Genomic DNA, 26,161 nt, shown 5'->3' with positions numbered 1-26,161 from the left:
CATTTTGGTTTTTGGTATAAATAATGCTATATTGCCATCAATAAAATCATTTACCCATGAGCCGTGAATTAATTGAAGTATCCGAACAAATTGAAGAGCAATTTGAAATAGAAGAGATAGACCTGGAAGCAGACGACTTTTGGCAATCTGTTTTGAATCTGTTTATTTAATAGGTTACACCCGCATAGGCTGTCATTTTCAGTAATCTCCCGGCGTTAATACTCCGTATTTCTCTGCGCACTCCTCTGTGCACTCAGTGGTTAAATTTACCACAGAGGACGCAAAGAAGGCACTAAGTTCACAGAGCAAATATTCTATATAGGTTAAAAACTTATAAAGTTTAACTTTGCAGCCTGATGAATAAAGCTGCCAATAACCTGTTTTTTGAGAACGTTGCTATCATTGACATCGCCGAGGAAGGCAAGGGCGTGGGTAAAGCCGGTGACTTTGTGCTTTTTGTGGAAAAGGCCGTTCCCGGCGATATAGCAGATGTGCAGGTTTACCGCCGTAAAAAAAACTTTGGCGAAGCCAAAATAACACAACTCAAAAAACCATCTGATTTTCGCACCGAAGCATTTTGCGAGCACTTTGGTACCTGTGGCGGCTGCAAGTGGCAGCACATGACCTACGATGTGCAGCTTAAATTTAAGCAAAAAACCGTTGAAGGGGCCTTGGGTCATTTAGCTAAAATTGATGTGAGCGGTATGCTGCCTATTGCACCATCGCCGGCCGACAGGTATTACCGCAATAAGCTGGAATTTACCTTCTCCAACAAGCGCTGGCTGAACGACGGCGAGAACCGCACCGAAGATGCGCCTGATATGGACGCCCTCGGCTTTCACATCCCCGGCCGGTTCGATAAGATACTGGACGTAAAACACTGCTACCTGCAGGCCGATCCGTCGAACGATCTGCGCAATCGCATCCGCGATTATGCCAAGCAGCAGGGCATCAGCTTTTATAACCTGAAGCAGCATGAAGGCGCGCTGCGCAACCTTATTATCCGCACTTCGTCAACCGGCGAGCTGATGGTGATCGTGGTTTTCGCCTATACCACGCAGGAAGAGATAAATGGCCTGATGAGTTTTATTGATCAAAGTTTTCCGGAAATAACTTCGCTGCTGTACATCGTCAACCAAAAGAAAAACGATACTATCTTCGACCAGGAAGTGATAGCCTGGCGCGGACCGGAATATATCTACGAAGAAATGATCGATGGCAACGGCAAAACCGTCCGTTTCCGTATCGGGCCGAAATCATTTTACCAAACCAATTCGGTACAGGCACTGAAGCTATACCAAATTACCCGCGACTTTGCCGGGTTTAAAGGCGACGAGCTGGTTTATGACCTTTACACGGGAGCGGGCACTATTGCTAATTTTGTAGCCGGGCAGGTAAAGGCGGTTGTCGGGGTTGAATATGTGCCATCGGCTATAGAAGATGCAAAGATCAATTCGCAGATCAACAATATCATCAATACCAAATTCTACGCAGGGGATATGAAAGATGTGCTGAACGCGGAGTTTGTAGCAACACATGGCAAACCCGATGTGATCATCACCGACCCGCCGCGCGCGGGCATGCACCCGGACGTGGTAGCCCGGCTAATGGAAATTGAAGCAGAAAAGATAGTCTACGTAAGCTGCAACCCCGCCACCCAGGCCCGTGATTTGGTAGTATTGAAAGAGAAATATGACGTCGTAAAAATACAGCCCGTGGATATGTTCCCGCATACGCAGCATGTAGAAAATGTGGTTTTGTTGGTGATTAGAGGTTAGTGATTAGTTAAATAGTGATTAGAGATCAGTCGAAAATGATAGTTTATCTTATAATCCTTGAATCTTATAAATCTTAGTTCAGACAAAGAAATGGATCCGGAAGAATTATTAAACGAAGGCAGCGGCCAGGAAGCGGAAAAAAAGGAGAGTCCGCTGGTAAGTTTGGAAAAAGACCTGAAGCTGTACAGCGAATCGATACACGAGGTGGCGGTGGAAATTATGGTGGAAGGGTTATCGCGCTACCCCATTTTTGTTGCCCATCAGCATGAAGTAAAACTGGGCGAACTGATATTGGACCGGCACGACCTGAACACGGAATGGACCATACAGGCATCCACGCTGGAAGAATTTGTAGAAAAGGGTATCATCAAAGATGTACTTAAGGAACGCTTCATCAAATCCTATAAAAACCCCGACGATTATATGTGCATGTTCGTTATTGTGCCTGAAGGAGCCAATTTTGTGTACTACCCTTATCAGAAAGATTAAGGTAAAAACGAAAAGTCCCTCGCCTTTGGAGAGGGATTTAGGGTGAGGCAAACGGGCGGCTATTACTTGACAATCTTTTGAATGTTGTAAAGTTGGTTATATCTTTACATCAGGTTTGGGAACAGGCGCTTACGCAAACGCTTCAACTTTCCGGCCTTATAACATTCCAACAAAATGAAATCATCCGACAAAAAGCTCCTTTTACTCGACCAGCACCAGATAGACCAGAAGATTGACCGCATTGCATACCAATTGCTCGAGGATAATTTTGATGAGCAGGAAATTGTGATTGCCGGTATCAAGCCGCGCGGCAATTACCTGGCCGAAAGGATAAAGGGTATTTTGGATAAAATAGCCCCGTTCAAAAGCACACTGATGACCATCGAGCTGGACAAGCAAAGCAGCAGCCTGAAGGCTACCACTGATACGGATATACAGGTTTGCCACAACAAGGCTGTTATTTTGGTAGATGATGTACTGAACAGCGGCAAAACCCTGGCCTATGGCTTTGGGGTGTTCCTGGACGTACCCCTGAAAAAACTACGCACCGTAGTACTGATAGACCGCAACCACAAAAGCTTCCCGGTTACTACCGATTACGCCGGCATAGCGCTATCCACGTTGCTAAAAGAACATGTAGAAGTAATTCTGAGCGAAACCGGCAAAGAGGATGCAGTGTATTTGATGTAATGTAGGCTTATATCTCTACCACTATGTCATTGCGAGGCGCAGGGGGTGGGCGGCGCGTGGCGCAACGAAGCAACCCCGTACCTATGCTTGTTAAGAGATTGCTTCGTCGTTCCTCCTCGCAATGACAGTAGTTTATTAACCCACCATCAATATCTGCTCCATCCGTTCCGCAGTTAAACTCAATCCATCGGCAATGATGTTGGCTTGTGCGTAAAATGGTTCCCGTTCGGCGAGTTTGTTTTCAATAAATTCAACCAGTGCGTCTCCGTGCTTGTCCTGCAACAAGGGGCGCTCCTCCTTGCCCGTTTCCAGCCTGTCGGCCAGGGTTTTGGGCGAAAGTTTAATATATACCACTTTGCCGTTGGCCTTCATCCATTCCATATTGTCAAAAAAACACGGTAGCCCGCCGCCGGTAGAGATGACCGCATTTTCCGGGTAAGGCGTTTTGCGCAATACTTCGGCTTCGAGTTTACGGAAAGAATCTTCACCAAAAAGCGTAAAGTATTCGGCTATGCTTAGCTCCACCTGCTGCTCCAGCTTATGATCCAGGTCGATAAATTCATAGTTCATACGGGCAGCCAGTTTGCGGCCTAAGGTGGTTTTGCCGCTGCCCATAAACCCGGTGAGGAATATCTTCATAGTTTAATTTCAGCTCAGTTTTACCCTGGGGTCTATCCACACATATAGGAAGTCGACCAGGATATTAATGACCACAAAAATAAAAGTAATAAACAGAATAGAGCCCATTACTACCGGAAAGTCGGACATTTCGAGCGCATCTACCGTAGTTTTGCCTAATCCGTTGTAACCAAACACGTATTCGACAAAAAACGAACCGGCTAATAATGAGGCAAACCAGTTGGCAATGGCCGTTATTACCGGGTTGAGCGCATTCTTTAAAGCATGACGATAAATAACGGCCCGTTCGCTTAATCCTTTTGCACGGGCCGTGCGGATATAGTCCTGCCCCAGCACATCCAGCATGGCGCTGCGGGTAAGCTGCACGATAATGGCCAGCGGCCGCAAGCCCAGCGTAACCATGGGCAATACCAGGTTTTTCCAGGTGATCATTTCCCCTTTGAATGGGTCATAGCTATACAAACTGCCCGACATATTAAGTCCGGTATATTTAGCCAGCACAAAGCCGAATATCCAGGCGATGAGAATGCCCGCGAAGAACGACGGCGCCGAAATTCCCAGGGTCGAAAAAGCAACCGACGCCCTGTCTATCCAGGTATCCTTGTGCACCGCGCTCAGCGTACCCAGGAAAACGCCGATAATGATCGCAAATATCATAGCGGTGGTAGCCAATATCAGCGTGTTGGGTATCACGCCCATCAGCAGGGGGGCAACCTCTTTATGTGTCTGGTACGAGCGGCGCAGGTACGGCCATTTGAGGGCGATCACCTTAGCTTTCGACACCGGTATCAGCGTAACATAATGATAACGCTGCTGCTCTTCGGGTGTACGATCATGAAAGCCGATTGGCGAAAGATCATTGATATAATACGCAAACTGCACCGGAACAGGTTTATCCAACCCGAATTCCTTACGTACTGCCTGCAACGACTGCACATCAGCGCGCTGGCCCTGTGTCATCCTGGCCGGGTCCACCGGCAGGATATTGAACAGGAAGAACACCACTACCACTATCCCCAGCATTACTGCCAGCCCGTAGCCAATTTTCCGGAGCAGGTAGCCGATCATCGCTTTACTTTTGAAAATACTGTTTCACCAGGTTATCGTAGTTCGGTATCGAATGGTAATGCCATTTATTGATCACCGTGCCGTTCTTCATCAAAAATATGCCTGGATTCGCTCGTATCATAGTTTTCAGCGGCACAGCATCCGCATAAAATATCTCCATGATCAAATGATTCTTTTTGCTGAATTCCTCCGCATCCTTCGGCGAGTTCGAGGTCAGCAGCACCGTACGGGTATTGTAATTCTGCGCCATGTTGATAGCTAAGGCATTCAACTGTCCCATAGCATCGGTGTTGGTCTTGCTAAGATCGTAGGCCACAATAACAAAGTTATTGAACGGATTTGCGAAAAGTTCCTTCGTATAGTCGTTCCCCTGTGCATCCTTAATGTTCAGGTCGATGATCTTTGGCGTGAAGCCGCGCTTAACCAGTTTACTTTCGGGGTTACCTATAACCGCCCAGCTATTATCTTTCCAGATATTGCTTTTGATGTATTCCTTGTCGGTCATGGTTTTGGTTTCACGCGTTTTACTGTTTTTCAGGTTATAGGTGATCTCGTATTCATCAGGCTTCGCCCCCGGCGGTGTTTTCATCTCGTCAGGAATGTTAGCGCCGACCTTATAAGGCAGAAAATCGATAACCGGTAAAAAGCTGTAGGTATAAAAACCAATGCCAAGGGCGATGATGATGGAAGCGTACAATGCCCTGTCACCTGTTTGCTTGCCAAAGAGTGGCTTGATATCCCTGCGGTTTACAAATATCACCGATACCAGCGCCAGCAGCGCCATGTCTTTACTGAACGATTGCCAGGGCGTAAGCGGTATGGCATCGCCAAAACAGCCGCAGGTTTGCACCACTTTGAAATATGCCGAATAGAAAGTCAGGAACCCGAAGAAAATGATCAGCAGCAATAAACCCCACGCAACGGACACAGCACGCACGCCGATGAGCAGGGCAAAGCCCAGTATGATCTCCAATGTACATAAAACGATCGCTATAACCAGTGCCAGGCTATCCAGGAAAGTAATGTGGAACACCTCGAAATATTCCTGCAATTTGTACGAAAACCCCAGCGGGTCATTGATCTTGATCAGGCCCGAGAAAATGAACAACAGTCCAACCAATATACGGCAGATCCAAACCAGTTTCGTTCTCATTTCACCCCGAGTTTTATCAATGCAAAAACGGCATAGTTCAGCATATCCTGGTAATTGGCCTTCACCCCCTCCGACGCCAGGGTGAGGCCCTTATTATCCTCGATCTGTTTTACGCGGAGCAGCTTCATCAATATCAGGTCGGTCATGGAGCTAACGCGCATATCGCGCCAGGCTTCGCCATAATCATGATTTTTGGCGAACATCAGGTCGCGCGTCTCATTGGCCTTTTCGTCGAACAACTTGCTTACATGCTCTACCGAAAGCTCTGTAGGCGTATCCGGACCGCTATCCAGCTGCATCATGGCAATAACGCAGTAATTGACTATGCCAATATATTCGCCGGTGATATCTTCATCAACTTTGGATATTTTCTTTTCCTCCAGGGTACGGATGCGCTGCGCCTTGATAAATATCTGGTCGGTGATAGATTCGATACGCAATATGCGCCACGCGGTGCCGTAGTCGCGGGTCTTTTTCATAAAAAGGCCCTTGCAATTCTTAATTACCGCGTCGTATTCTGCTGCTGTGTTACTCAATGTATTATTTTGTTGGAAAGTTGTAAGGTTGGAAAGTTGTAATGTTGAGCCGGATAGCTATAAAGGATTATAAAAGTAAAGTAACTTTACAACCTTTGGACATTACAACCTTTCAACTAAAAACCGTGGCTAAAGATACATTTTTTCGCAAAAAAGGAACCATCAATGCCGGTGGCAAACTCATCGATCTGAGCGTGCCGAAGGTGATGGGCATCATCAATATCACGCCCGACTCCTTTTATGCCGGCAGCCGTAAAATGGATGTTTCCTCCGCTTTGCAGCAGGCCGAAAAAATGCTGAACGAAGGCGCTGACATATTGGATATAGGCGCGTATTCATCGCGCCCGGGGGCGGATGATATTTTGGGGCAGGAGGAAGCAGACCGCTTATTGCCTGTTGTTGAGGCAATTGCAAAAATCTATCCGGATGCTATACTGTCTGTAGATACTTTCAGAGCGAAGGTGGCCGAGGCAGCCATAAAAGCAGGTGCTCATATCATCAACGATATTTCAGGCGGGCAATTGGACGCAGAAATGTTTGCCACGGTAGCGCGGCTACAGGTACCCTACATCCTGATGCACATGAAAGGCACGCCGCAAAACATGAACCAGCTGGCAAAATATGACGATATTTTTATAGAAGTACTGGATTATTTTGCGGAGCGAACCTATCAACTAACCCAACTTGGCGTACACGATGTGATCGTCGACCCCGGCTTCGGCTTTGCCAAAATGCCGGAACATAGCTATGCTTTGATGAACCGGCTGCAGGAGTTGGCCATTTTGCAATTACCCGTCCTGGTTGGTGTCTCGCGCAAACGGATGGTTTACAGCGTTACCGGCGGCACCGCCGAAGATGCGTTAAATGCCACCACGGCATTAAATACTATAGCATTGATGAAAGGTGCCTGCATCCTGCGTGTGCACGATGTGAAAGAGGCTGTAGAAGCGATAAAGATATTTAGGGCGGTTAGCGGTTAATTGTCCGATATTTTTACATAACGGGTCTCTATCCCATCATCAAAATCCATACCTATCTGCAGGCTATCTCCCTTCAGGATGAAAACATCTGCATAATCACTGCCATCAAAAGATATTGCCTTTGAGCCTGGCGACGGAAAGTCACTTGGTCTGATATGAAAAGTTCCCTGGTTAACTAACCTGTTCTTACTGTACTGTGCGTAAGTACTATCGCTCTTCAATTGCAATATCCGGCCGTTTCCGGCTTTAAAGGTCGAATCGAACCCGGCAATACTGCCCATCTTCAGCCGCATTTCCCATTTGCCGAAAAGGCCCGGTGTGACGGGGGACACATGTGTTTTTTTGCAGGCTGACAAGGCTATGCTTATCACGATAAGTAAAATGCACCTTTTCATGCTAATTTACCTTGACATATTCGTACGTAACGCCGTCAGCTACAGACGTTCCTATGGTCAGCTCCCCTTCGTATATGGCTATTGGTTCGCCCGAAGTAGCATTGTCAAACAAAATGCTAAACCCTGCCTTCATCTGGTAGTTATTATCGTGGCGGATATGGTATATACCCTGCGCTGACTGGCTGCCCGTATCAAACTTTTTGTAAGTGCTGTCCCGGTTAAACTGGTACATGTGACCGTTGCCCGCTGCATAGATTGAATCGTGAGATAAAAACCCTCCATAGGTATGCCTAAGCTCCCATTTACCTGTCAAACCCGGCAAAAGCACATTGTTCTTTTTACAGGCGCTGAATGCTGCGATGATAACCACGATGGCTAAATATTTTTTCATGACTTAATCTGCTATCTTTTGGTAGTGGTTTATAATGCCATCGGCGGCCGAAGTGCCTATACTCAGGGTGCCGTTGCTTAGCTCTAAAGGTTCGCCGTAAACATCATTATTAAAAATAATTACGTCGGTAGAGCCCAGCTCTTTGGTCGCCTTTTGGATATGAAAGGTGCCTTGCTCGGCCAATGCCCCTTTTTCATACCGTTTAAACCTGTTATTTCCATAAAAATCAAAGATATTACCGTTTCCGGCCACGTAGGTCGAGTCGTATCCCCATCCTCCATTTTGGTGCCGAAGTTCCCATTTGCCTGCAAGTACAGAGTTTACTGATGATTTTTTGCAGGCGGTAATTGCGAATACAGATATTGCAAGTAGGATAAGGAGTCTTTTCATAACAGGTTCTTTTTTATATCATTACGCATTCCCTTAACACAATGCAACAAACACCACAGGATTTTTGTGCTGAACCCCGTACGAAAACGAACAATGCCTGTATCAAAATAGTTCAGCGTACAGATATTATTAAGATTTAAAATGTTAATAATCAGCATATTATATAATCGGCATTGCATTTGATATGATAAATACGGAAGCAATTTACTATGTCTTATTTCCGCAAAACACTCGAACGCCGTACCTTTTCGCAGGACAGGTATTACATCCTCATCAAAAGGCAAAAAGCAGGCACAGCTACCCTTAGCGAGCTCACGGAACTCGATGAGATCGTAAATCGTGTGCCCGATATACGCGAACAGGTACTTCGCGAAAACTTTGAAGAATTTGCCGAAACGCCCGGTGATAGCACCGGCGATCAGCCGCCTGCAGATAACCCGGTCACCATGCCCGTGCGCCCCAATTTATGGTCCCGTTTCAGGTCGTTTTTAAAACAATCCTTTACTGTAAACGCCGGCGCCGCTTCCCATAAAATAAGCACGGTATATTAATTTTATTCATTTCGTTTATTTATTTTTAAGCTCGAAAACATTGCATCGTTTGAACACGTTGTAATGGTCTGCTTAGCTTATGAACAAAAACAGCCTGGTTACGCTGCTCAGAACCGACGGCGCTAACCGCGATTTTCAATACCTCGTGGTTTTAATGGACCACGACCTGCGCGAACGTTATGGTAGTGTGCAATCCGTCTACAACGAATTAAACCAGGTGGCTGACTTGGATACCATAGTGGTTGCTTATAATGAACAACAGGCCGTAGGTTGCGGCTGTTTCCGCAAATTCAGCGACAACACCGCCGAGATCAAACGGATGTATGTTGAACCGTCGTACCGCGGCCAGGGCATTGCCGCCCGCATACTCAACGAACTTGAACTTTGGGCCAGGGAAAAGGGCTTCAACCACGCCATACTCGAGACCGGGCGCAAGCAGCCCGAAGCCATCCACCTTTACGAACGGTCGGGCTATGCCACAACTATTAACTATGGCCCTTACGATGGCTTGGACAACAGCATTTGCATGCGGAAAAAATTGTAATTCTTCTTTATCTTAGGGCAGCATTTGAAACGCGACCATGCCCGCAAAATCGATCACGATAAAACGGACCGAGGCCAACGACCCGGATTTCCCCTACCTGGCAGCACTGCTAAACCACGAGCTGCACGAAAAGTATGGCGAGTTGCAGGTGGTGTATGATAAATTTAACCAGATCAGCAACCTGGATACCGTTGTAATAGCCTACGTAAACGATATTCCTGCGGGTTGCGGATGTTTTAAAAAGATCGATAAAAATACGGCCGAAATAAAAAGAATGTTCGTTAAGCCGTCCGAGCGCAAGCAGGGCCTGGCCTCAGGTATCCTGAACGAACTGGAAGTGTGGGCAAAAGAAGAAGGCTACTCTGCCGTTAACCTGGAAACTGCAAGCAAACAACTGGAAGCCATTGCCTTTTATAAAAAACAAGGTTATGATATCATACCCAACTACGGGCCGTATGTTGGGATGGAAACAAGTATTTGTTTTGGGAAAAAGTTGTGATCGCTGGCATCAGCCTACTCCACCAACTCCATCAGCAGCAATATCGAATCGATATACTCCCGGTCGTTAGCTAAGCGCGGCACCTTATGCTGCCCGCCCAATTTACCTTTTTCCTTCATCCAGTTAAAGAAAGTGCCCTCTGCTGCCTGGCGCACAATGGGGCGCCGCAGGGCCATATCCTTAAAGCGTTTGGCATCGTAATCAGAGTTGATACGTCTCAAGGTTTCGTCCAGCAGATCGACAAAACGGTCAAATTCCGCCGGTTTCTGTTCAAACTCGATGATCCATTCATGCGCCCCGCACTCGTCGCCTTTAAAGTAAACCGGCGCCGCCGTGTATTCTTTAATGATGGCGCCGGTTTGCCTGCAGGCTTCGTCCAGCGCACGCTCGGCATTGTCGATGATCAGCTCCTCGCCAAAGGCGTTTATAAAATGTTTGGTGCGGCCGGTTATCTGTATCCGGTAGGGCGAAAGGGATGAGAACCGGATGGTATCGCCTATCATATAACGCCACAAACCGGCGTTGGTGCTTATAATGAGTGCATAGTTCTTTCCCAGCTCCACTTCATCAAGCGAGAGTGTTTTAGGATTTTCATCGTGCAGGTGTTCCAGCGGTAAAAACTCGTAAAAGATGCCGTAATCCAGCATCAGCAGCATATCGTCCGAATCGGATTGATCCTGCAAACCAAAAAATCCCTCAGAGGCATTATAGGTTTCCAGGTAATACATGTCATCGGCTGGTATCAGTTGCCTGAACTGTTCGCGATAGGGCGTAAAGTTCACCGCTCCGTGGAAATACAGCTCCAGGTTCGGCCATACTTCAAGCAGGTTGCTTTTGCCCGTTATTTCGAGTATGCGTTTAAATAATAATATATTCCAGGTAGGCACGCCGCTCAGGCTGGTCACGTTCACATCTTTGGTGGCGTGGGCCATCTTTTCTATCTTCTCCTCAAAATTCTCGAGCAGGGCTATATCAAGATGGGGTGTGCGGTAAAATTCGGCCCAAAGCGGCAGGTTTTTCATGATCACCGCCGAAAGATCGCCAAAAAATGTATCGGCATACAATTGGTTCACCTGGTGGCTGCCGCCAAGCGTTAACGATTTACCCGTAAATATCCTTGCATTTGGCCGGTTGTTGAAATACAGGGTCAGCATATCCTTGCCACCCTTAAAATGGCACTCTTCCAGCGACTCCTCGCTCACCGGGATAAATTTGCTGCGATCGCTGGTGGTACCCGACGATTTGGCGAACCACCTGATCTCCGTGGGCCAAAGCACATTTTGTTCACCCTTCAGCATCCTTTCGATGTAGGGTTTAAGCGTATCGTAATTTTGAATAGGTACCTGCTCCTTAAAATTTTTAAGGCTGGTAATATCCTTGTAATGATACTTCTTTCCCCATTCGGTCCCTTCCGCTTCTGATATCAATTGCTCGAACCATTCCTCCTGCACTTCATTGGGATATTTCTTAAAAAGCTCTATCTGGTGGATACGCTTTTTGATGAACCAGGTAAATACAGAGTTAATAATTGGCATAATTTAGGCGATAGTCATTGGTCAACGGTCATTAGGCATTGGTTATTCCGCTTCGCTGGCATTGGGTCAATAGTCATTAGGCATTGGTCATCAGGCATTTAATAATTCAATGCCGGCGAAGCCAAAATGACTAATGACGCGAAGCAAATGACGGCGAAGCCTAAACAAATGTCTTCCGTTTCAGCACAAAGTTTGAACCAAGATACACTTTTCTTACCATTTCATTCTCTGCCAAAACCTCGGGCACGCCCGATTCTAATATTTTTCCCTCAAAAAGCAGGTATGCCCGGTCGGTTATCGACAGGGTTTCCTGTACATTGTGGTCGGTTATCAGTATGCCTATGTTGCGGTGCTTTAGCTTGGCCACCATGGTTTGTATCTCTTCCACCGCTATCGGGTCTACACCGGCAAAAGGCTCATCCAGCAGGATAAAATTTGGCTCGGCGGCCAATGCGCGCGCAATCTCGGTACGGCGGCGTTCCCCGCCCGAAAGCAGGTCGCCGCGGTTCTTGCGTACTTTATGCAGGCTAAATTCGTCTATCAATTGCTCCAGTTTATCACGCTGGTGCTCTTTGGGCATGGTACCCATTTCCAACACGGCTTTAATATTGTCCTCTACCGAAAGCTTGCGGAAAACCGATGCTTCCTGCGCCAGGTAACCTATCCCTTTTTGCGCGCGGCGATACATCGGGTCGGTGGTTATATTCTCGTCATCCAGGTAAATGGTGCCTTCGTTTGGTTTGATCAAACCTACTATCATGTAGAAGGAGGTAGTTTTCCCCGCACCGTTGGGCCCCAGTAACCCTACGATCTCGCCCTGCGAAACCTCGAACGATACGTGGTTCACCACAGCACGTTGCTTATATTTTTTAACTAAATCGTCTGCCTTTAAAATCATCTTTTATTGTCTGAACCTGGATTAAACGGATTCCAGGGATTATTCTGATAAATATACGTCAAGTATAATTTGTCTTTCAGGTTTCCTGATCACTGATCACCAGTTAACTAATCACAAAACCTTATCCCTTTCACATTCAACTGTATCGAACGCCTGTCGCGCCAGATGTTTTCTTCTATGGTATAGCAAATATCGAACGGTTTTTTCTCACCTACATCCACCAGGTGATTGCCGAGACCGAAGCCAATACAATCAAACGTTGGCGAACCTTCCTGCATCACCGACATTTTGAGATGCTGCTCGCCCGCCAGTCCCGCATATCCGTTAACTTTTACGCTTTTGCTGATGAATACCGGCGCCATATTCTCCGGGCCAAACGGACCGAACTGGTTCAGTATCCTGAAAAACTTTGACCCGATCTGTTTAAGTTCCAATTCGGCATCAATTTTTATTTCCTGTACCAGTTGCTCCTCGGTAATGGTGGCACAAACTACCTCTTCAAATTTATCGGCAAAAGCCTGTATGTTTTCCGGGTGCAGTGTTAGGCCGGCCGCATATTTATGTCCCCCGAATTGTATCAGCAGGTCTTTGCATTCGTAAAGCGCCTCATACAGGTCGTACCCGAATACCGACCTTGCCGAACCCGCCACATGACCGTTCGACCGGGTTAGAACGACTGTAGGACGATAATATTTTTCCGTAAGCCTCGATGCCACAATTCCGATGACCCCTTTATGCCAGTTCTCGTTAAAAACTACTGTCGATTTGCGGCCTATTAAAACCTCATCGTTGCCTATCATGCTTAATGCTTCGTCGGTAATGTTCTGGTCATGTCCTTTGCGCTCGGCATTTTTGATGTTGATGAGCATCCCTTTCTCGGTTGCCGTTTCTTCATCGCAGGCGGTAAGCAATTCAACGGCGTGTTTGGCATCATCAATGCGCCCGGCAGCGTTAATACGGGGACCGAGTGCAAATACTATATCGGATATGGCGTAGTTGCCTGTACGTCCGGAAATACCCATCAGTGACCTGACGCCAATACACGGATCATTATTTATTTTTTGCAGACCGAAATAAGCCAGCACCCGGTTCTCGCCGGTAATATGGACAATATCGCAGGCTATGCTTATCGCAACCAGGTCCAGGTAACAGGTTACTTCTTCAAATGGAATTTCATTCTTTTCGGCATAAGCCTGCACCAGTTTGAAACCGATACCGCAGCCGGAAAGTTCCTTATAAGGATAACTGCAATCGCTTCGCTTCGGATCGAGCACAGCTACCGCGGCAGGCAGTTCGTTCCCCGGCAGGTGATGGTCGCAAATAATAAAATCAACACCAAGCGTATTGGCATAAGCTATTTTGTCCACTGATTTGATACCGCAATCCAATGCAATGATCAGGCTGAAACCATTGGCAGCGGCATAATCAATCCCTTCGGTTGAAATCCCGTAACCTTCGCGGTATCGGTCGGGTATATAATATTCGATATTGGTGTGAAGCTTTTTGAAAAAGCTGTAAACCAGCGACACCGCCGTAGTCCCATCCACATCATAATCGCCGTAGATGAGTATTTTCTCACCCGAGGCAATGGCGGTTTCAATACGTTCAACAGCTTTTTCCATATCCTGCATCAGGAAGGGGTCGTGCAGGTACCTTAGATCCGGGCGGAAAAAATAGCGGGCATCGTCATAAGTTTTGATGCCACGTTGGAGCAATAAGGTGCTTAAAACAGTATCGATGCCAAGTTCCGAAGCCAGTTTTATTACATCGTCATTACCCGGCCTCTCCCTTATCGCCCACCGTTTATTCATATCTTTGTCGCTTAAAACAGTAAAGATAGATAAATGTGCTGAATGATGTGCAGATATGCGGATGCGAAGATGTGCAAATGACCACATCAACTTCTATCTGCATATTTGCATATTTGCACATTGATAAACTATGGAGATTTTTGCATTAGGCGAAGGGTCGTACTCTGTTGACGCTTCCAAAAAATTTATACCCTTCGATCCGCAGGTAGATAACTTCCGTGAAAGGCCCGGCTCACTTTTTATTCATGTAAACCCTTTCCTGGTGAAAACTTCGGACGACCTGATCGTATTTGATACCGGCCTGGGTTACAGGGATACCCGTGACGAATTAATTATCCACCAGCATATCCGCAACGCGGGTTTCGACCCGGACGAGGTAACATTAATCTTGATGTCTCACCTGCATTATGATCATTCGGGCGGTTTGGTTGTTGAACGGAACGGCAAGTTGGAGCCGAGTTTCCCCAAAGCAAAGCATGTTATTCAGCGCGGCGAATGGAACTCGGCTATCGGCGGGAGATCATCATCTTATCATAAGGATATCTTTGAAGCGCTAAAGGATTCGGTCGATATTATTTTTACAGAAAACGCCGGCGAGTTAATGCCCGGTATCACTTATGAAGTATCCGGCGGACATACGCCGTGTCACCAGGTATTCTGGATAGATGATAACGGCGAAAAGTGTTTTTTTGGAGGCGACGAGCTGCCTGAGCCGGAGCAATTGATACGGAAATTTATTGCAAAGTATGATTTTGACGGGCGCAAATCAATGCAATTACGGGAAGTTTATGGGAAAAAAGCGGCTGAAGAAGGATATACCTGCCTGTTTTATCATGCCAAATCAAATCCTGTCGGAAAGATTAAATACGATGGTGAGGTGTTTAGTGTGACTCCCGCCCTATAGGCCCGGGCAGGTTGTAAAGTTGAAAGGTTTGAAAGTTGCAAGGTTGTTTAGCAATATCCAACCTTTACATCTCAAGCGTGATTCGCTACCGCGAAAAGTTCTTTTATCTTATCCACGTTAAGCGGTTTCGACACAAAATCTTTTACGATTGGGTATGAGCGTGCTTTATTGATGTCGTTGCTGAAAACAGAAGAAGAGATGATGTACACTTTGCATTTTCCAAGCGGGTCGATGTTCAGCCTGGTATACTCGTCCAAAAATTCCCAGCCGTTCATTATCGGCATGTTAATATCAAGCAGGATGTAGTCCGGCAGTTTCGAAGGGTCCTCGCGCTGTATCTCCATCAACAGGTCAATTGCATACTTACCATGCAGGCAAGCCATTATCTCTGTATTCAATAACGCCTTCTTAATCAACTTGATGGAAATAAAGTTGTTTATCTCATCATCATCTACAAGTAATATACTTACTGTTCCGCTATTCGTCATCATATACACTTTATACGGCAGCAATTTTTAAAAGGTTATGTCAGGTTTACACTTCTTTATAAAAAAGTTTAAATACATTAACCTTTATGCAAGTTAAGGTATTTTATATATTATTCAGTGAATATTTAAGTATAAAATGAGTGTGCGCGCGTGTCACCAGAAAAAATTGCCTCGATCCGCTTTAACTATTGAGAAATGCACATCCGTTGCGGGCTTACTTCGGATGCCTCATACTCCTCTTCGAAGCCCATAAAAAAGGCCCCGTTGACGGAGCCTCAAATTACAAATATTTTGAACTTATCTTCACGTTCCGAATTCCGGCGTAGTTACTTCGCTTTCTTCAAACTCGTAGTCTGACAATGGAGGGCATGAACAAACCAGGGTCCTGTCACCATAAGTGTCGTTCACACGGCCAACAGCCGGCCAGAATTTGTATGCCGCTACGTAAGGAAGCGGGAAGGCTGCCTTTTGACGGGTGTAAGTATGCTCCCAGTGATTGCCTGTAACCACAGCCACGGTATGCGGCGCATTTTTCAGCGGATTGTTTACCTTATCCGACGCACCTTTTTCTACATCATCAATTTCATGACGAATGGAGATCATCGCATCGCAGAAACGGTCAAGCTCATGTTTCGGCTCCGACTCCGTTGGTTCAACCATCACCGTACCGGCAACCGGGAACGAAACCGTTGGCGCATGGAAACCATAGTCCATCAGGCGTTTGGCAATATCTATCACCTCGATGCCAAAACCTTTAAATGCGCGGCAGTCCAGTATCATCTCGTGTGCGCAACGGCCATGAGAGCCCGAATATAACACCGGGTAATGATGCTCGAGCCGAGTCTTGATATAATTGGCATTTAGTATGGCGTATTTTGTGGCGTCGGTTAAGCCTTCGGCACCCATCATGGCGATATAAGCATGTGAAATGATCAGGATAGAAGCCGAACCCCATGGCGCTGCCGAAACCGCGTGGATGGATTTGCCTTTATCAATATCAACCACCGCATGGCCGGGCAGGTATGGCACCAAATGTTTGGCCACGCCGATAGGGCCCATACCGGGACCACCACCGCCGTGCGGGATGCAGAATGTTTTATGCAGGTTAAGGTGACAAACGTCGGCCCCGATATTAGCGGGGCTGGTCAGTCCTACCTGTGCGTTCATGTTGGCGCCGTCCATATAAACCTGGCCGCCGTTCTCATGTATGATATAACAAATCTCAATAATACCTTCCTCGAACACGCCGTGGGTCGATGGATAGGTAACCATCAGGCAGGAAAGATCATGCTTGTGCTGTTCTGCTTTTTCCTTCAGGTCAGCAACATCGATATTTCCGTTCTCGTCGCATTTTACCACGACTATCTTCATCCCGGCCATAGCTGCCGAAGCAGGGTTGGTACCGTGTGCCGAAGATGGGATCAAAACGATATTCCGATGCATATCGCCCCTGTCGTGATGATAAGCGCGGATCACCATCAGCCCGGCATATTCGCCCTGGGCGCCGGCATTTGGCTGCAGGCTCATAGCGGCAAAGCCGGTAATTTCTGAAAGCCAATTGTTCAGCTCATCAAAAAGCTGCATATAGCCGCCTACCTGGTCGGCAGGAGCAAAGGGGTGCATTTTACTGAACTCGGCCCAGGTAACGGGTACCATTTCGGTGGTCGCGTTCAGCTTCATGGTACACGACCCCAAAGCGATCATGGAATGACACAGCGACAGGTCGCGTGTTTCCAATGATTTAATATAACGCAGCATTTCATGCTCCGAATGATGCGTATTGAAAAGCGGATGTGTTAAGTAAGATGATGTACGCTGCTGCGCTGCCGGAATAACGGTTTCAACGCTACCCTTCAGCTTGTCAAAGTTCACATCGCTCAGCGATTTGCCTTTAACTTTCGCAAAAAAGCGAACCATGGTTTTGATATCCTCAGGGGAAGTTGTTTCGTCAATCGAGATCGTTATAACCGAGCCGCTGTAATGAAAGTTCATCTCATTGTTCAAAGCTTCGGCGTGTATGGCGCCGACCAGATCGCCCAGGTCAAATTTCAGGGTATCAAAATAGGCTTTGTTCAACTGCTTGTATCCCAATTCGGCTAACGACTCCGAAAGCAGTATCGCCAGCCCGTGAATGCGTTCAGCGATCAGTTTCAATCCTTTCGGACCATGGTAAACACCATACATACCGGCCATGATAGCTAAAAGTGCCTGCGCGGTACAGATATTGGAAGTTGCTTTATCGCGGCGGATATGCTGCTCGCGGGTTTGCAGCGCCATACGCAGGGCATAATCGCCGGCGCTATCAATGGTTACACCAATGATGCGACCGGGGATCGATCTCTTATATTCTTCCTTAGTAGCGAAAAAGGCTGCATGTGGCCCGCCGAAACCCATCGGCACGCCAAAGCGTTGGCTTGTACCTACTACAATATCAGCGCCCCATTCACCCGGAGGGGTTAGCAGCAACAGGCTCATCAGGTCGGCAACAACCGTAAGTTTAATACCTTTGTCGTGCCCTTTTGCGGCAAAATCAGTATAATCATACACCTCGCCCCCGCCAGCAGGATACTGTACTATAGCGCCGAACATATTCTCGGTCAGCTCTGCCGTGCGGTGGTCGCCCACTTGCAGCTCGATGCCGTAAGGCTCGGACCGTGTTTTTAAAATATCAATGGTTTGCGGGTAAACTTCTTCTGAAACGAAGAAGACCTTTGCATGCTGGTTTTTGCGCAGCGTGTATTGCATAAACATAGCCTCTGCAGCAGCGGTGCCTTCATCCAGTAATGATGCATTGGCAATTTCCATACCTGTCAGGTCTATCACCATCGTCTGGAAGTTGAGCAATGCCTGCAAGCGCCCCTGGGCAATCTCGGCCTGGTATGGGGTATACTGGGTATACCACCCCGGGTTCTCCAGGATATTGCGTTGGATAACGCCCGGTACAATCACATCGTAATAACCCTGCCCTATATAGGATTTGAATACTTTATTTTTTGAAGCGGTTTGCTTCAGCGTGTTCAGGTAATCGAACTCGCTTTTTGCCGGCGGCAGGTTAAGCGGTTTTTTAAGCCTGATGTTTCCAGGTACCGTCTGTGCGATCAATTCATCAAGTGAACCTGCTCCTGTTATTTTTAACATTTCGGCTGTATCCGCTTCGTTTGGCGCAATATGCCTGTTCTGAAATTTCTCCTGATATTCCGTGTTCAGCTTCATGAATTTTGTGTCCCGGTTAATTATGCGGCAAAGGTACAATTTTCGGCATTCAGTAACAATCCCATAACCTCATAGTGACAATGGTTTTACAACAAAAAAATTGTATTTTGATCGGCGGGAACCTGGACCATGTTGTGCAATCGATTACCACTTCTAATATTCTTTATATTAAGCTGTACTAAAGCCTTTTCAACCGTATTTGTTGTAACCAGCAATACGGATGCTGGGCCAGGAACTTTACGCGAAGCTTTGACGCTTGCTGCCGCAAACGGCAGCGCGACGACCGATTATATCAATTTTAATTTGGCAGACCAGAGCGCTACAGGAAGAACGATAGTGCTGCTTAGCCAGCTGCCCGACCTTAGCTCAAACCTCATAATAGACGGCACAAGCCAGGCAGGTGCCCTTTTCGGGCAAAGTGATGCGCGGGTTAAAATTGCTACTCCTGACGCCTATTCTGCCTATCCTATCAGGTATATACCAATGACCATTTTTAATGGTGAGAACCTCGATCACGTCGAAATATATGGCCTGTACCTGTATGACTATTACGACATAATAATATCATATCCCGATCTCAAACCCCGTACCGGCATTAGTATTACAGGCGGCACAAATATTACCATCGGTGCAACGGGCAAGGGAAACCTGATACGCGGTTTCAGAAATTACACTATTGACCTTGAAAACACGGACAATATTATCATACAACACAATGTAATTGGCTTGAACGATCAGAACGTAATGGGTAATGGCTACGATAGTGACGGCATTAATGAAGTCTCTGCGCCCATAAATCTTTATAAATGTAACCATATCTCATTGGGCGGTAACTCTAACGAAGGCAATACCATTTTTGTTGGTGTTTTTATACCCTTTTACCAGCAAACAAACAATAATGTACTTTCGATCAAGTCAAACAATTTTGTTGTTTTTCAGGATGGGCATACGACGTTATTTGTATTAGGAGAATGGTATGGCCCGCTTATCACCGTGTCGACGGTGTTTGATAATAATGTAAGTTTCAACCAAGAGGGCCCTTTGCAGGCGTCCGCGAATATTGATATAAGCGACAACTTATTATCCGGCACAGCGGCTTCGTTCAGCTTTCAGTCCATAAACGGCACAGTAAACGTTACCAATAACTATTTCAACGTTGCGAGGGATGGTACAACAGACATCACTTACGCGCCTAATTCGCCCGTTTTATATGCAGACCCCTTAAACATCCAAAACAGTAACGCACAGTTCAACATCGGAACAAACGATCCGACAAAAAGAAATCTATTCAATAATATCGACGCGGGTATAGTGGCGGTTGCGTGCCCCAATATTTTTATAAGGTACAACGACTTTAAGTGTGTTTCAACTGCAGCTTATGTAAACAATATCCCGCCAAACAGCTATACACTTCCCGCACTTGTGATCGCCGGTATAAACACCGCTGGCGGCAATACTACAGTTACTGGTACTGCAACTCCGAATGCCCTTGTTGATATTTACTCTTCCGAGTCTTGCAGGTCACAGTGCAGCATTCGGAGTTATTTAAAAACTGTAACAGCCGACAATGCCGGCAACTGGCAAACATCCATATTTAATCTTAATGGCATATTCTATGCCTCAGCTACCGTTAACAACCAGACCTCCACTTTCAAAACTTTCGAGGTTAACAGTGCTAATGTGAACATACAAAACCTGAGGTGCACCAATGCCGCCACCATCACCGGCCTTAAGATCCCGACAGGTGTAAGTTATTACTGGACGGACGAAAACGGCAACGTAGTCGCAAACACACTCGATCTCACTACAACTAAAACAGGCAAATATCATCTGGTACTGGCGGGCGGCTGTATCACCAGTCAATGGTTTGAAATTGACGACTATAGGGTGCAGATATATGATGCCGGCTTAACAAAAACAAATATTGGTTGTGGTACTAATAACGGCGCGATCAAAGGTATTTTTGTATATGACCCATTATCAGAGATCGGCACGCTCAAATGGACCGATGCCGGCGGGACTGTTGTGGGCACTACCACCGATGTATCAAACCTTGCACCTGGCAGCTACAATTTTACCGTCACAACAACCGATGGATGCTCAAAAACCTACGGGCCTGTGGAACTAAAGGGGGTTTCTGCCCCCGCTCTCGATTTATCGAATTATAAACTCCAGTTTTCAGGCTGTGATACGCACAGCGGGTTTGTAAAAGGATTGAAAGTGACAGGAACAGGCACTTTAAAATTTAGCTGGACAAATGAACAACAGCAGGAGGTAGCTACTACGCTTGACTTAACCGATCAGCCGGCGGGCACCTACACACTACATGTTAGTGACGATTCGCAATGCGACCCTATAATACATCAATTTGTAATAGAAGATATTGTTGGTGTTGAAACATCACCCGGTAGTGAAAAAATAACGGCAGCTACGTGTGGCGAAGCCAACGGTTCGATCACGGGCTTTTCCGTCACCGGCGCCAGCCATTATAAATGGACCAATGCAAAGGGTGAAACCGTGGGCGATAAAGTTGACCTAACCGGTGTAGGCGGTGGAGACTATCAATTGACCGTTTCCGACGATTGCGGCCATCACATCACCAGTGATATGTACCATATCGATCAGCAGGATAAAACAAATTATCCCGACTATAATGTGTCTGTCTCTAATATCTGCCCGGGGAATAACGGAGGCGCGATAAATGTCACTACCGATGCCCTGGTAAAGTCGGAACGGTGGGTAAACGGCAGCGGACAAACCATTGGCTCATTACCACAGCTTAATAATATTCCACCCGGCACTTACCAGTTATACCTGACGGACCAGAACAATTGCGAAAGCTTGTATAAAACCTATACAGTAAACCAAATTACTCCCCTGCAATTTATCCAGGGATCAGCACAGATTAGCGATGACCAGTGTTCGACCAGCACAGGCAGCATCAAAAACATCCGGATAAATGGGGGTTTGACACCATACAATTATACCTGGACCAACCAGGCCGGTCAGGCAATCTCGACTTCGGGCGACGCCTCCGGCTTAGCGGCGGGCAACTATACCCTTACCGTCACCGATGCATCACTATGCAACATCATTTCTGAAAATTTCGAAATACACGATCAGCAAACCATTGTACAAACGCCTTCAGCCGATAATATACAGGTTTGCTCTCCCGGCGAAGTGTTGCTGGTGGTTAACCATCCGGTTGCCAGTGACAGCTATAATCTTTATGATGCCGACAACGGTGCCGTTCCCTTAGCACGGTCAGTCAATGGTAAATTCAATATAAATGTTGCAAAAAATACCATACTCTTTATCAGCGCGTCGGTGGGTAATTGTGAAAGTCAGCGCGTAGCCGTAGAGGTAACCGTTGGCATCACAGCGCTTAATATCGCCACCGCTTTTACACCCAATGGCGATGGCATAAATGACAACTGGAATATCAGTGGGATAGAGAACTACCCGAATGCAACGGTACAAATATTTACCCGCTATGGTCAAAAGGTATTTGAATCAAGAGGCTATGAGCATCCTTTTGATGGCACTCACAACGGTAAGGTTTTGCCGGTTGGCACCTATTATTATATTATTAATTTGAACAGCAACTGTAACTTACTATCGGGCAGCCTGGCCATTATTCGTTAGGGTTACCTGCGAATAAGATGTATTTTATCTTAATCAGGTAGTTCCGTTCAAAAATCTGCATTTTAAATAATTATATTTAGTGAGTGTAAGTATGAGGATTCCCAAAACCATATCTGCTTTTATTGCCTCTATTGTCTTTATATCAGCACTTACCGGGTTTGATATTCATGTTTCGCATCCCGTTGACAAGAAAATAATCAAATTTTTTGACTGCCCGAGTTTTGACTATGCCACGATGGTTGTCAAAAATGCCGATTGCCAGGAAGCAAACGGCTCAATAACCGGGATAAAAGTAATTTCAACAGGTACTAAAATCAACTACACCTGGTATAACTCCGCCAAAACCATAGTTGGTCATACCCTCGACCTGAAAAATATTCCCGCAGGCTTGTATTCGCTTACAATTACTGATAATAGCGGCTGTGTTACTAACACAGTGTCCAAAGATATTGTCGTTTCGAATAATAACCTGGTATCCATTGATGAAAGCGGTGTATCTATAAAAGCCGCCAGTTGCGGGCAAAATGGCTCCGTAACAGGGATATTCGTAACCGGCGCGACAAATTATGATTGGTATAATACCGCGACCAACACTATAGCGGCTTCGTCATCCACATCCCCGGCCCTGACGAGTATCCCGCCCGGAACTTATCAGTTGCATGCCTATAACAGTACTTGCGAATCTATCAGCAAAGCTTACACAGTTAACTCACTGGTTCAGCTACCTACGGTTTTCGACTATACCACAGTTGATCCTTTGTGCATGTCAGATAATGGCAGCCTTACCGTTAGTTTAAATGTGCAGCCCGGCCAACCCAAGCTGAGATTCTATTTTGCCAATAGCGCAGGTACCCACCTTTCTGATGGCGTAGTACTTGGCGACAATCCAAATCCGGTTTTGGTATTGAGCGCGTTAATTGGGGGCGTTTATAACCTATTCATCGAGGATGATAATAATTGTAGTTTTTTGATCGGTTCGTTTGTATTAACAAGCGGGGCACTCGAAATCTCTGAAACTCAAAGCAATGTTATTAACGACAGATGCAACCAGCACCTTGGCGTTATTAGTCCTGTTATCACCGGGTATAAGCCGTCAAGGTCGGATGAATACACCTGGACAGAGGTTGAGACAGGCGCCGTTGTAAGCAGGAACAAGGTATTGGCTCACGTCGGCGCCGGCACTTATAAACTTCATCTCAAGGTGAGCCCTGAATGCCAGGCTTATGCTACGTTTACCGTTATTAATGTATCCCCAACCCTCGTACCTCCAATAGCCGAAGGAACAACCTCATGCCTCCCCAGCCTGATCAATATTACGGTAACCAATGTCGACACCTCAAAACTATTTCGCCTGTACGATTCCCCAACCTCTACCACACCTATTGATTCAAGCAAAACAGGTGTTTTTTACAAGCAAGTTGATCAAACTACTGATTACTATGTTACGCGCGTAAGTAAAGATTGCGAAAGCGATCGTACGAAAGTTACCGAAACCGTTGTAGTTTCCATCAAAATACCCAATGCATTTACACCCAATGGCGATGGCATAAACGACACCTGGAAGCTGGAAGGCATCGATAAGTTCCCCGGCGCCGACCTGAAAATATTTACCCGCTATGGTAAATTGATCTATCACTCCATCGACTACCCTGTTCCTTTCGATGGCACACATAACGGCGCGCCATTGCCTGCAGGGGCCTATTATTATATTCTTGATGTAAAGCAGCCCATCTGCTACGGTAAAATATCAGGCAGCATTACCATTATCCGCTAAGCTAATTGCCGCAGGTACATTTGAATGGTGTTTTCAAGCCCATAATACAAAGCATCGGAGATCAATGCGTGGCCGATACTTACCTCGATCAATCCGGGTATATTTTGGGCGAAATATTGCAGGTTGTGCAAATCAAGGTCGTGCCCTGCGTTGATGCCAAGTCCAACCTTTTGGGCCGCTTCGGCAGCCTCAATATACGGCGCAATAGCCAACTCCCTGCCCTGGTGGTAATGGCTGGCATAACCTTCGGTGTACAATTCAATACGGTCGGTTCCGGTAGTTGCTGCTGCTTCCACCATTTCCACAACCGGATCGACAAAGATCGACACCCGTATGCCGGCATCCTTAAACACCCTGATCATATCTTTCAGGTATTGCTGGTTTTTGATCGTATCCCATCCATGGTTAGAGGTGATCTGCCCTAAAGCGTCAGGTACCAGGGTGACCTGTTCAGGTTTATTGGCCAGCACCAGGTCAATAAATTTTTGTTCCTGGCAGTTGCCCTCGATGTTAAACTCGGTAGTTACAATTTTCTTTAAATCGAATACATCCTGGTAACGGATGTGCCTTTCATCGGGTCGCGGGTGCACGGTAATACCCTGTGCACCAAAGCATTCGCAATCTTTGGCGACTTGCACAAGGTCGGGATTGTTGCCCCCGCGCGAATTGCGCAGGGTGGCAATTTTGTTAATATTGACAGACAAACGGGTCATGGCGGGCTGTTTTTATGCGGTAAATATCATTATTACTTGTTTAACAAAGCCAAACAATCTTAAGATTCGTTTATTTGTGAGCTTAATATGAAAAATCTATCCCGGCATCTCCTGTTATTGTTAACTATTACATTGACATCCTTCATTTGCAATGCCCAGCAAAATTTTTTAAACATTACCAATTACCGTGTCTGGTATGGTTGGGCGCATAATTATCCGCAAGACTGGCTGATCTTGCGCCGCTTCGAGAATAATGGGCGGGATTACCTGCTGCTGGTAAATCCGCTGACACTGCAAACCAAAATAAACGAAAACAGCTTTTACCAGGTTAAGGAAATGACCCTGGCTCAAACCCGTACCTTTTTCTTAAAAACGGCTTATGAGCGAGCAATAAGCGCGGCCGAGAAGCAATCTGCAAATATCCAGGATGCGGGTATCGAGCACGGGCTGCCTACCGAGGCCGGTATCAGCCTTACTGCCGACCTGTGCCCCACACATAAGCCGCTGGACAGGCGGTTATTTGAAGCGATGTTCTATGAATTTAAAAAAGTTGAAAGACCTGCACCCATAGCGCTGTCGGTAAGCGGCCTTTGGATAAAGAATCATTTACAGGATCTTGACTGGCTGAAAAAATTGCGCAACAACGGCGATATCCGCATCACCTGGGTCAATCACTCCTACAACCATCGCGTAAGCAAAACTGCACCGCTAAAACAAAATTTTTTGCTGGAACCCGGCACCGACATTAATTATGAAGTGCTGGCCACCGAAAAACTCATGTTACGCAACGGACTGGTGCCATCGGTATTTTTCCGCTTCCCCGGACTGGTGTCCGATCAGCAACTGGTTTTTAAAATAACGGCTTACGGTCTCATCCCCATAGGCTCAGATGCCTGGCTGGCCAAAGGGCAGCGGGCGCAGAATGGAAGCATTGTACTGATACATGGGAACGGAAACGAGCCAGTTGGTGTTAACGACTTTCTTCGTTTGCTAAGATCAAAAACCAGGCAGATAAATGAAAAGCAATGGCTGCTGTACGACCTGAGCGATACCGTTGATGAAGAGTTCGGACAATAA

At 46.5% G+C, this 26,161-nt stretch carries 24 protein-coding genes; 11 read left to right on the top strand and 13 right to left on the bottom strand.

Features of this window, described 5'->3' with window-relative positions:
• Positions 1–356: 356 nt before the first annotated feature.
• From rlmD to VL525_RS09025, 3 genes are all read left to right on the top strand, one after another.
• Complete coding sequence (rlmD, locus tag VL525_RS09035) at positions 357–1,778, top strand: 23S rRNA (uracil(1939)-C(5))-methyltransferase RlmD (RefSeq protein WP_325385592.1); 1,422 nt, start codon at positions 357–359, stop codon at positions 1,776–1,778.
• Positions 1,779–1,868: 90 nt separating this feature from the next.
• Positions 1,869–2,267, top strand: coding sequence for a hypothetical protein (locus tag VL525_RS09030; protein WP_325385754.1), 399 nt, complete (start codon positions 1,869–1,871; stop codon positions 2,265–2,267).
• A gap of 174 nt (positions 2,268–2,441) precedes the next feature.
• Entirely contained in the window at positions 2,442–2,957 is a 516-nt protein-coding gene (locus VL525_RS09025; protein ID WP_325385590.1) for a phosphoribosyltransferase family protein, read from the top strand.
• Between the two features lie 135 nt (positions 2,958–3,092).
• Here VL525_RS09025 and VL525_RS09020 read toward each other — a convergent pair whose 3' ends face one another.
• From VL525_RS09020 to VL525_RS09005, 4 genes are read right to left on the bottom strand one after another with little or no spacing between them, the layout of a single operon-like run.
• Positions 3,093–3,596, bottom strand: a complete 504-nt coding sequence (locus VL525_RS09020) for a shikimate kinase (protein ID WP_325385588.1) — start codon at positions 3,594–3,596, stop codon at positions 3,093–3,095.
• 9 nt (positions 3,597–3,605) lie between these two features.
• Complete coding sequence (locus VL525_RS09015) at positions 3,606–4,664, bottom strand: ABC transporter permease (protein WP_325385586.1); 1,059 nt, start codon at positions 4,662–4,664, stop codon at positions 3,606–3,608.
• A gap of 4 nt (positions 4,665–4,668) precedes the next feature.
• Positions 4,669–5,817 carry a BT_3928 family protein gene (locus tag VL525_RS09010; protein WP_325385584.1) on the bottom strand — a complete coding sequence of 383 codons (1,149 nt, stop codon included), beginning with the start codon at positions 5,815–5,817 and terminating at the stop codon, positions 4,669–4,671.
• Positions 5,814–6,296 (bottom strand): DUF1599 domain-containing protein, encoded by a 483-nt coding sequence (locus VL525_RS09005; RefSeq protein WP_325385583.1) that lies wholly within the window; start codon positions 6,294–6,296, stop codon positions 5,814–5,816. Before VL525_RS09005 ends, VL525_RS09010 begins: the two co-directional genes overlap by 4 nt.
• 182 nt (positions 6,297–6,478) lie before the next feature.
• Here VL525_RS09005 and folP point away from each other — a divergent pair, with 182 nt between their 5' ends.
• Positions 6,479–7,333 carry a dihydropteroate synthase gene (folP, locus tag VL525_RS09000; protein ID WP_325385581.1) on the top strand — a complete coding sequence of 285 codons (855 nt, stop codon included), beginning with the start codon at positions 6,479–6,481 and terminating at the stop codon, positions 7,331–7,333.
• Here folP and VL525_RS08995 read toward each other — a convergent pair.
• Genes VL525_RS08995 through VL525_RS08985 form a run of 3 tightly spaced genes read right to left on the bottom strand, consistent with a single transcriptional unit; the run spans position 7,330 to position 8,509 of the window.
• Positions 7,330–7,728, bottom strand: coding sequence for a hypothetical protein (locus VL525_RS08995; RefSeq protein ID WP_325385580.1), 399 nt, complete (start codon positions 7,726–7,728; stop codon positions 7,330–7,332). The two genes, folP and VL525_RS08995, sit on opposite strands and share 4 nt — an antisense overlap.
• Position 7,729: 1 nt before the next feature.
• Entirely contained in the window at positions 7,730–8,119 is a 390-nt protein-coding gene (locus VL525_RS08990) for a hypothetical protein (RefSeq protein ID WP_325385578.1), read from the bottom strand.
• 3 nt (positions 8,120–8,122) lie between these two features.
• Complete coding sequence (locus VL525_RS08985; protein WP_325385576.1) at positions 8,123–8,509, bottom strand: hypothetical protein; 387 nt, start codon at positions 8,507–8,509, stop codon at positions 8,123–8,125.
• A gap of 209 nt (positions 8,510–8,718) precedes the next feature.
• On the opposite strand from VL525_RS08985, the gene VL525_RS08980 reads away from it, so the two are divergent.
• From VL525_RS08980 to VL525_RS08970, 3 genes are all read left to right on the top strand, one after another.
• A complete protein-coding gene (locus VL525_RS08980) occupies positions 8,719–9,060 on the top strand; it encodes a hypothetical protein (protein WP_325385574.1) in 342 nt (113 codons plus the stop codon).
• A gap of 79 nt (positions 9,061–9,139) precedes the next feature.
• Positions 9,140–9,604: a GNAT family N-acetyltransferase gene (locus VL525_RS08975; RefSeq protein WP_325385572.1), complete on the top strand. Its 465-nt coding sequence runs from the start codon at positions 9,140–9,142 to the stop codon at positions 9,602–9,604.
• A gap of 37 nt (positions 9,605–9,641) precedes the next feature.
• Complete coding sequence (locus tag VL525_RS08970; protein WP_325385570.1) at positions 9,642–10,103, top strand: GNAT family N-acetyltransferase; 462 nt, start codon at positions 9,642–9,644, stop codon at positions 10,101–10,103.
• A 14-nt stretch (positions 10,104–10,117) separates the two neighbouring features.
• Here VL525_RS08970 and VL525_RS08965 read toward each other — a convergent pair whose 3' ends face one another.
• From VL525_RS08965 to recJ, 3 genes are all read right to left on the bottom strand, one after another.
• Positions 10,118–11,638, bottom strand: coding sequence for a GH3 auxin-responsive promoter family protein (locus VL525_RS08965; protein ID WP_325385568.1), 1,521 nt, complete (start codon positions 11,636–11,638; stop codon positions 10,118–10,120).
• A 160-nt stretch (positions 11,639–11,798) separates the two neighbouring features.
• Positions 11,799–12,536: an LPS export ABC transporter ATP-binding protein gene (gene lptB / locus VL525_RS08960; RefSeq protein ID WP_325385566.1), complete on the bottom strand. Its 738-nt coding sequence runs from the start codon at positions 12,534–12,536 to the stop codon at positions 11,799–11,801.
• Positions 12,537–12,643: 107 nt separating this feature from the next.
• Positions 12,644–14,347, bottom strand: coding sequence for a single-stranded-DNA-specific exonuclease RecJ (recJ, locus tag VL525_RS08955; RefSeq protein WP_325385752.1), 1,704 nt, complete (start codon positions 14,345–14,347; stop codon positions 12,644–12,646).
• A gap of 130 nt (positions 14,348–14,477) precedes the next feature.
• On the opposite strand from recJ, the gene VL525_RS08950 reads away from it, so the two are divergent.
• On the top strand, positions 14,478–15,251 hold the full coding sequence (locus tag VL525_RS08950; protein WP_325385565.1) for an MBL fold metallo-hydrolase: 774 nt from the start codon (positions 14,478–14,480) through the stop codon (positions 15,249–15,251).
• A 71-nt stretch (positions 15,252–15,322) separates the two neighbouring features.
• Here VL525_RS08950 and VL525_RS08945 read toward each other — a convergent pair whose 3' ends face one another.
• A complete protein-coding gene (locus VL525_RS08945) occupies positions 15,323–15,742 on the bottom strand; it encodes a response regulator (protein ID WP_325385564.1) in 420 nt (139 codons plus the stop codon).
• 300 nt (positions 15,743–16,042) lie between these two features.
• On the bottom strand, positions 16,043–18,952 hold the full coding sequence (gcvP, locus tag VL525_RS08940; protein WP_325385562.1) for an aminomethyl-transferring glycine dehydrogenase: 2,910 nt from the start codon (positions 18,950–18,952) through the stop codon (positions 16,043–16,045).
• Positions 18,953–19,201: 249 nt separating this feature from the next.
• Here gcvP and VL525_RS08935 point away from each other — a divergent pair, with 249 nt between their 5' ends.
• Positions 19,202–22,597 carry a gliding motility-associated C-terminal domain-containing protein gene (locus tag VL525_RS08935; RefSeq protein WP_325385560.1) on the top strand — a complete coding sequence of 1,132 codons (3,396 nt, stop codon included), beginning with the start codon at positions 19,202–19,204 and terminating at the stop codon, positions 22,595–22,597.
• A 91-nt stretch (positions 22,598–22,688) separates the two neighbouring features.
• Positions 22,689–24,371: a gliding motility-associated C-terminal domain-containing protein gene (locus tag VL525_RS08930; protein ID WP_325385558.1), complete on the top strand. Its 1,683-nt coding sequence runs from the start codon at positions 22,689–22,691 to the stop codon at positions 24,369–24,371.
• Here VL525_RS08930 and VL525_RS08925 read toward each other — a convergent pair.
• Positions 24,368–25,084: a pyridoxine 5'-phosphate synthase gene (locus VL525_RS08925; RefSeq protein WP_325385556.1), complete on the bottom strand. Its 717-nt coding sequence runs from the start codon at positions 25,082–25,084 to the stop codon at positions 24,368–24,370. The two genes, VL525_RS08930 and VL525_RS08925, sit on opposite strands and share 4 nt — an antisense overlap.
• A gap of 87 nt (positions 25,085–25,171) precedes the next feature.
• Here VL525_RS08925 and VL525_RS08920 point away from each other — a divergent pair, with 87 nt between their 5' ends.
• Positions 25,172–26,161: a polysaccharide deacetylase gene (locus VL525_RS08920; protein ID WP_325385553.1), complete on the top strand. Its 990-nt coding sequence runs from the start codon at positions 25,172–25,174 to the stop codon at positions 26,159–26,161.

It is taken from the genome of Mucilaginibacter sp. (assembly GCF_035492695.1).
Taxonomy (GTDB): Bacteria; Bacteroidota; Bacteroidia; order Sphingobacteriales; family Sphingobacteriaceae; genus Mucilaginibacter.
This window is presented reverse-complemented; position numbering and strand designations above follow the sequence as displayed.

Bases quoted from the DNA above. Each gene is read 5' to 3' on its own strand.
- rlmD (WP_325385592.1), top strand. From the start codon at position 357: ATGAATAAAGCTGCCAATAACCTGTTTTTTGAGAACGTTGCTATCATT.
- VL525_RS09030 (WP_325385754.1), top strand. From the start codon at position 1,869: ATGGATCCGGAAGAATTATTAAACGAAGGCAGCGGCCAGGAAGCGGAA.
- VL525_RS09025 (WP_325385590.1), top strand. From the start codon at position 2,442: ATGAAATCATCCGACAAAAAGCTCCTTTTACTCGACCAGCACCAGATA.
- VL525_RS09020 (WP_325385588.1), bottom strand. From the start codon at position 3,596: ATGAAGATATTCCTCACCGGGTTTATGGGCAGCGGCAAAACCACCTTA.
- VL525_RS09015 (WP_325385586.1), bottom strand. From the start codon at position 4,664: ATGATCGGCTACCTGCTCCGGAAAATTGGCTACGGGCTGGCAGTAATG.
- VL525_RS09010 (WP_325385584.1), bottom strand. From the start codon at position 5,817: ATGAGAACGAAACTGGTTTGGATCTGCCGTATATTGGTTGGACTGTTG.
- VL525_RS09005 (WP_325385583.1), bottom strand. From the start codon at position 6,296: ATGAAAAAGACCCGCGACTACGGCACCGCGTGGCGCATATTGCGTATC.
- VL525_RS08995 (WP_325385580.1), bottom strand. From the start codon at position 7,728: ATGAAAAGGTGCATTTTACTTATCGTGATAAGCATAGCCTTGTCAGCC.
- VL525_RS08990 (WP_325385578.1), bottom strand. From the start codon at position 8,119: ATGAAAAAATATTTAGCCATCGTGGTTATCATCGCAGCATTCAGCGCC.
- VL525_RS08985 (WP_325385576.1), bottom strand. From the start codon at position 8,509: ATGAAAAGACTCCTTATCCTACTTGCAATATCTGTATTCGCAATTACC.
- VL525_RS08980 (WP_325385574.1), top strand. From the start codon at position 8,719: ATGTCTTATTTCCGCAAAACACTCGAACGCCGTACCTTTTCGCAGGAC.
- VL525_RS08975 (WP_325385572.1), top strand. From the start codon at position 9,140: ATGAACAAAAACAGCCTGGTTACGCTGCTCAGAACCGACGGCGCTAAC.
- VL525_RS08970 (WP_325385570.1), top strand. From the start codon at position 9,642: ATGCCCGCAAAATCGATCACGATAAAACGGACCGAGGCCAACGACCCG.
- VL525_RS08965 (WP_325385568.1), bottom strand. From the start codon at position 11,638: ATGCCAATTATTAACTCTGTATTTACCTGGTTCATCAAAAAGCGTATC.
- lptB (WP_325385566.1), bottom strand. From the start codon at position 12,536: ATGATTTTAAAGGCAGACGATTTAGTTAAAAAATATAAGCAACGTGCT.
- recJ (WP_325385752.1), bottom strand. From the start codon at position 14,347: ATGAATAAACGGTGGGCGATAAGGGAGAGGCCGGGTAATGACGATGTA.
- VL525_RS08950 (WP_325385565.1), top strand. From the start codon at position 14,478: ATGGAGATTTTTGCATTAGGCGAAGGGTCGTACTCTGTTGACGCTTCC.
- VL525_RS08945 (WP_325385564.1), bottom strand. From the start codon at position 15,742: ATGATGACGAATAGCGGAACAGTAAGTATATTACTTGTAGATGATGAT.
- gcvP (WP_325385562.1), bottom strand. From the start codon at position 18,952: ATGAAGCTGAACACGGAATATCAGGAGAAATTTCAGAACAGGCATATT.
- VL525_RS08930 (WP_325385558.1), top strand. From the start codon at position 22,689: ATGAGGATTCCCAAAACCATATCTGCTTTTATTGCCTCTATTGTCTTT.
- VL525_RS08925 (WP_325385556.1), bottom strand. From the start codon at position 25,084: ATGACCCGTTTGTCTGTCAATATTAACAAAATTGCCACCCTGCGCAAT.
- VL525_RS08920 (WP_325385553.1), top strand. From the start codon at position 25,172: ATGAAAAATCTATCCCGGCATCTCCTGTTATTGTTAACTATTACATTG.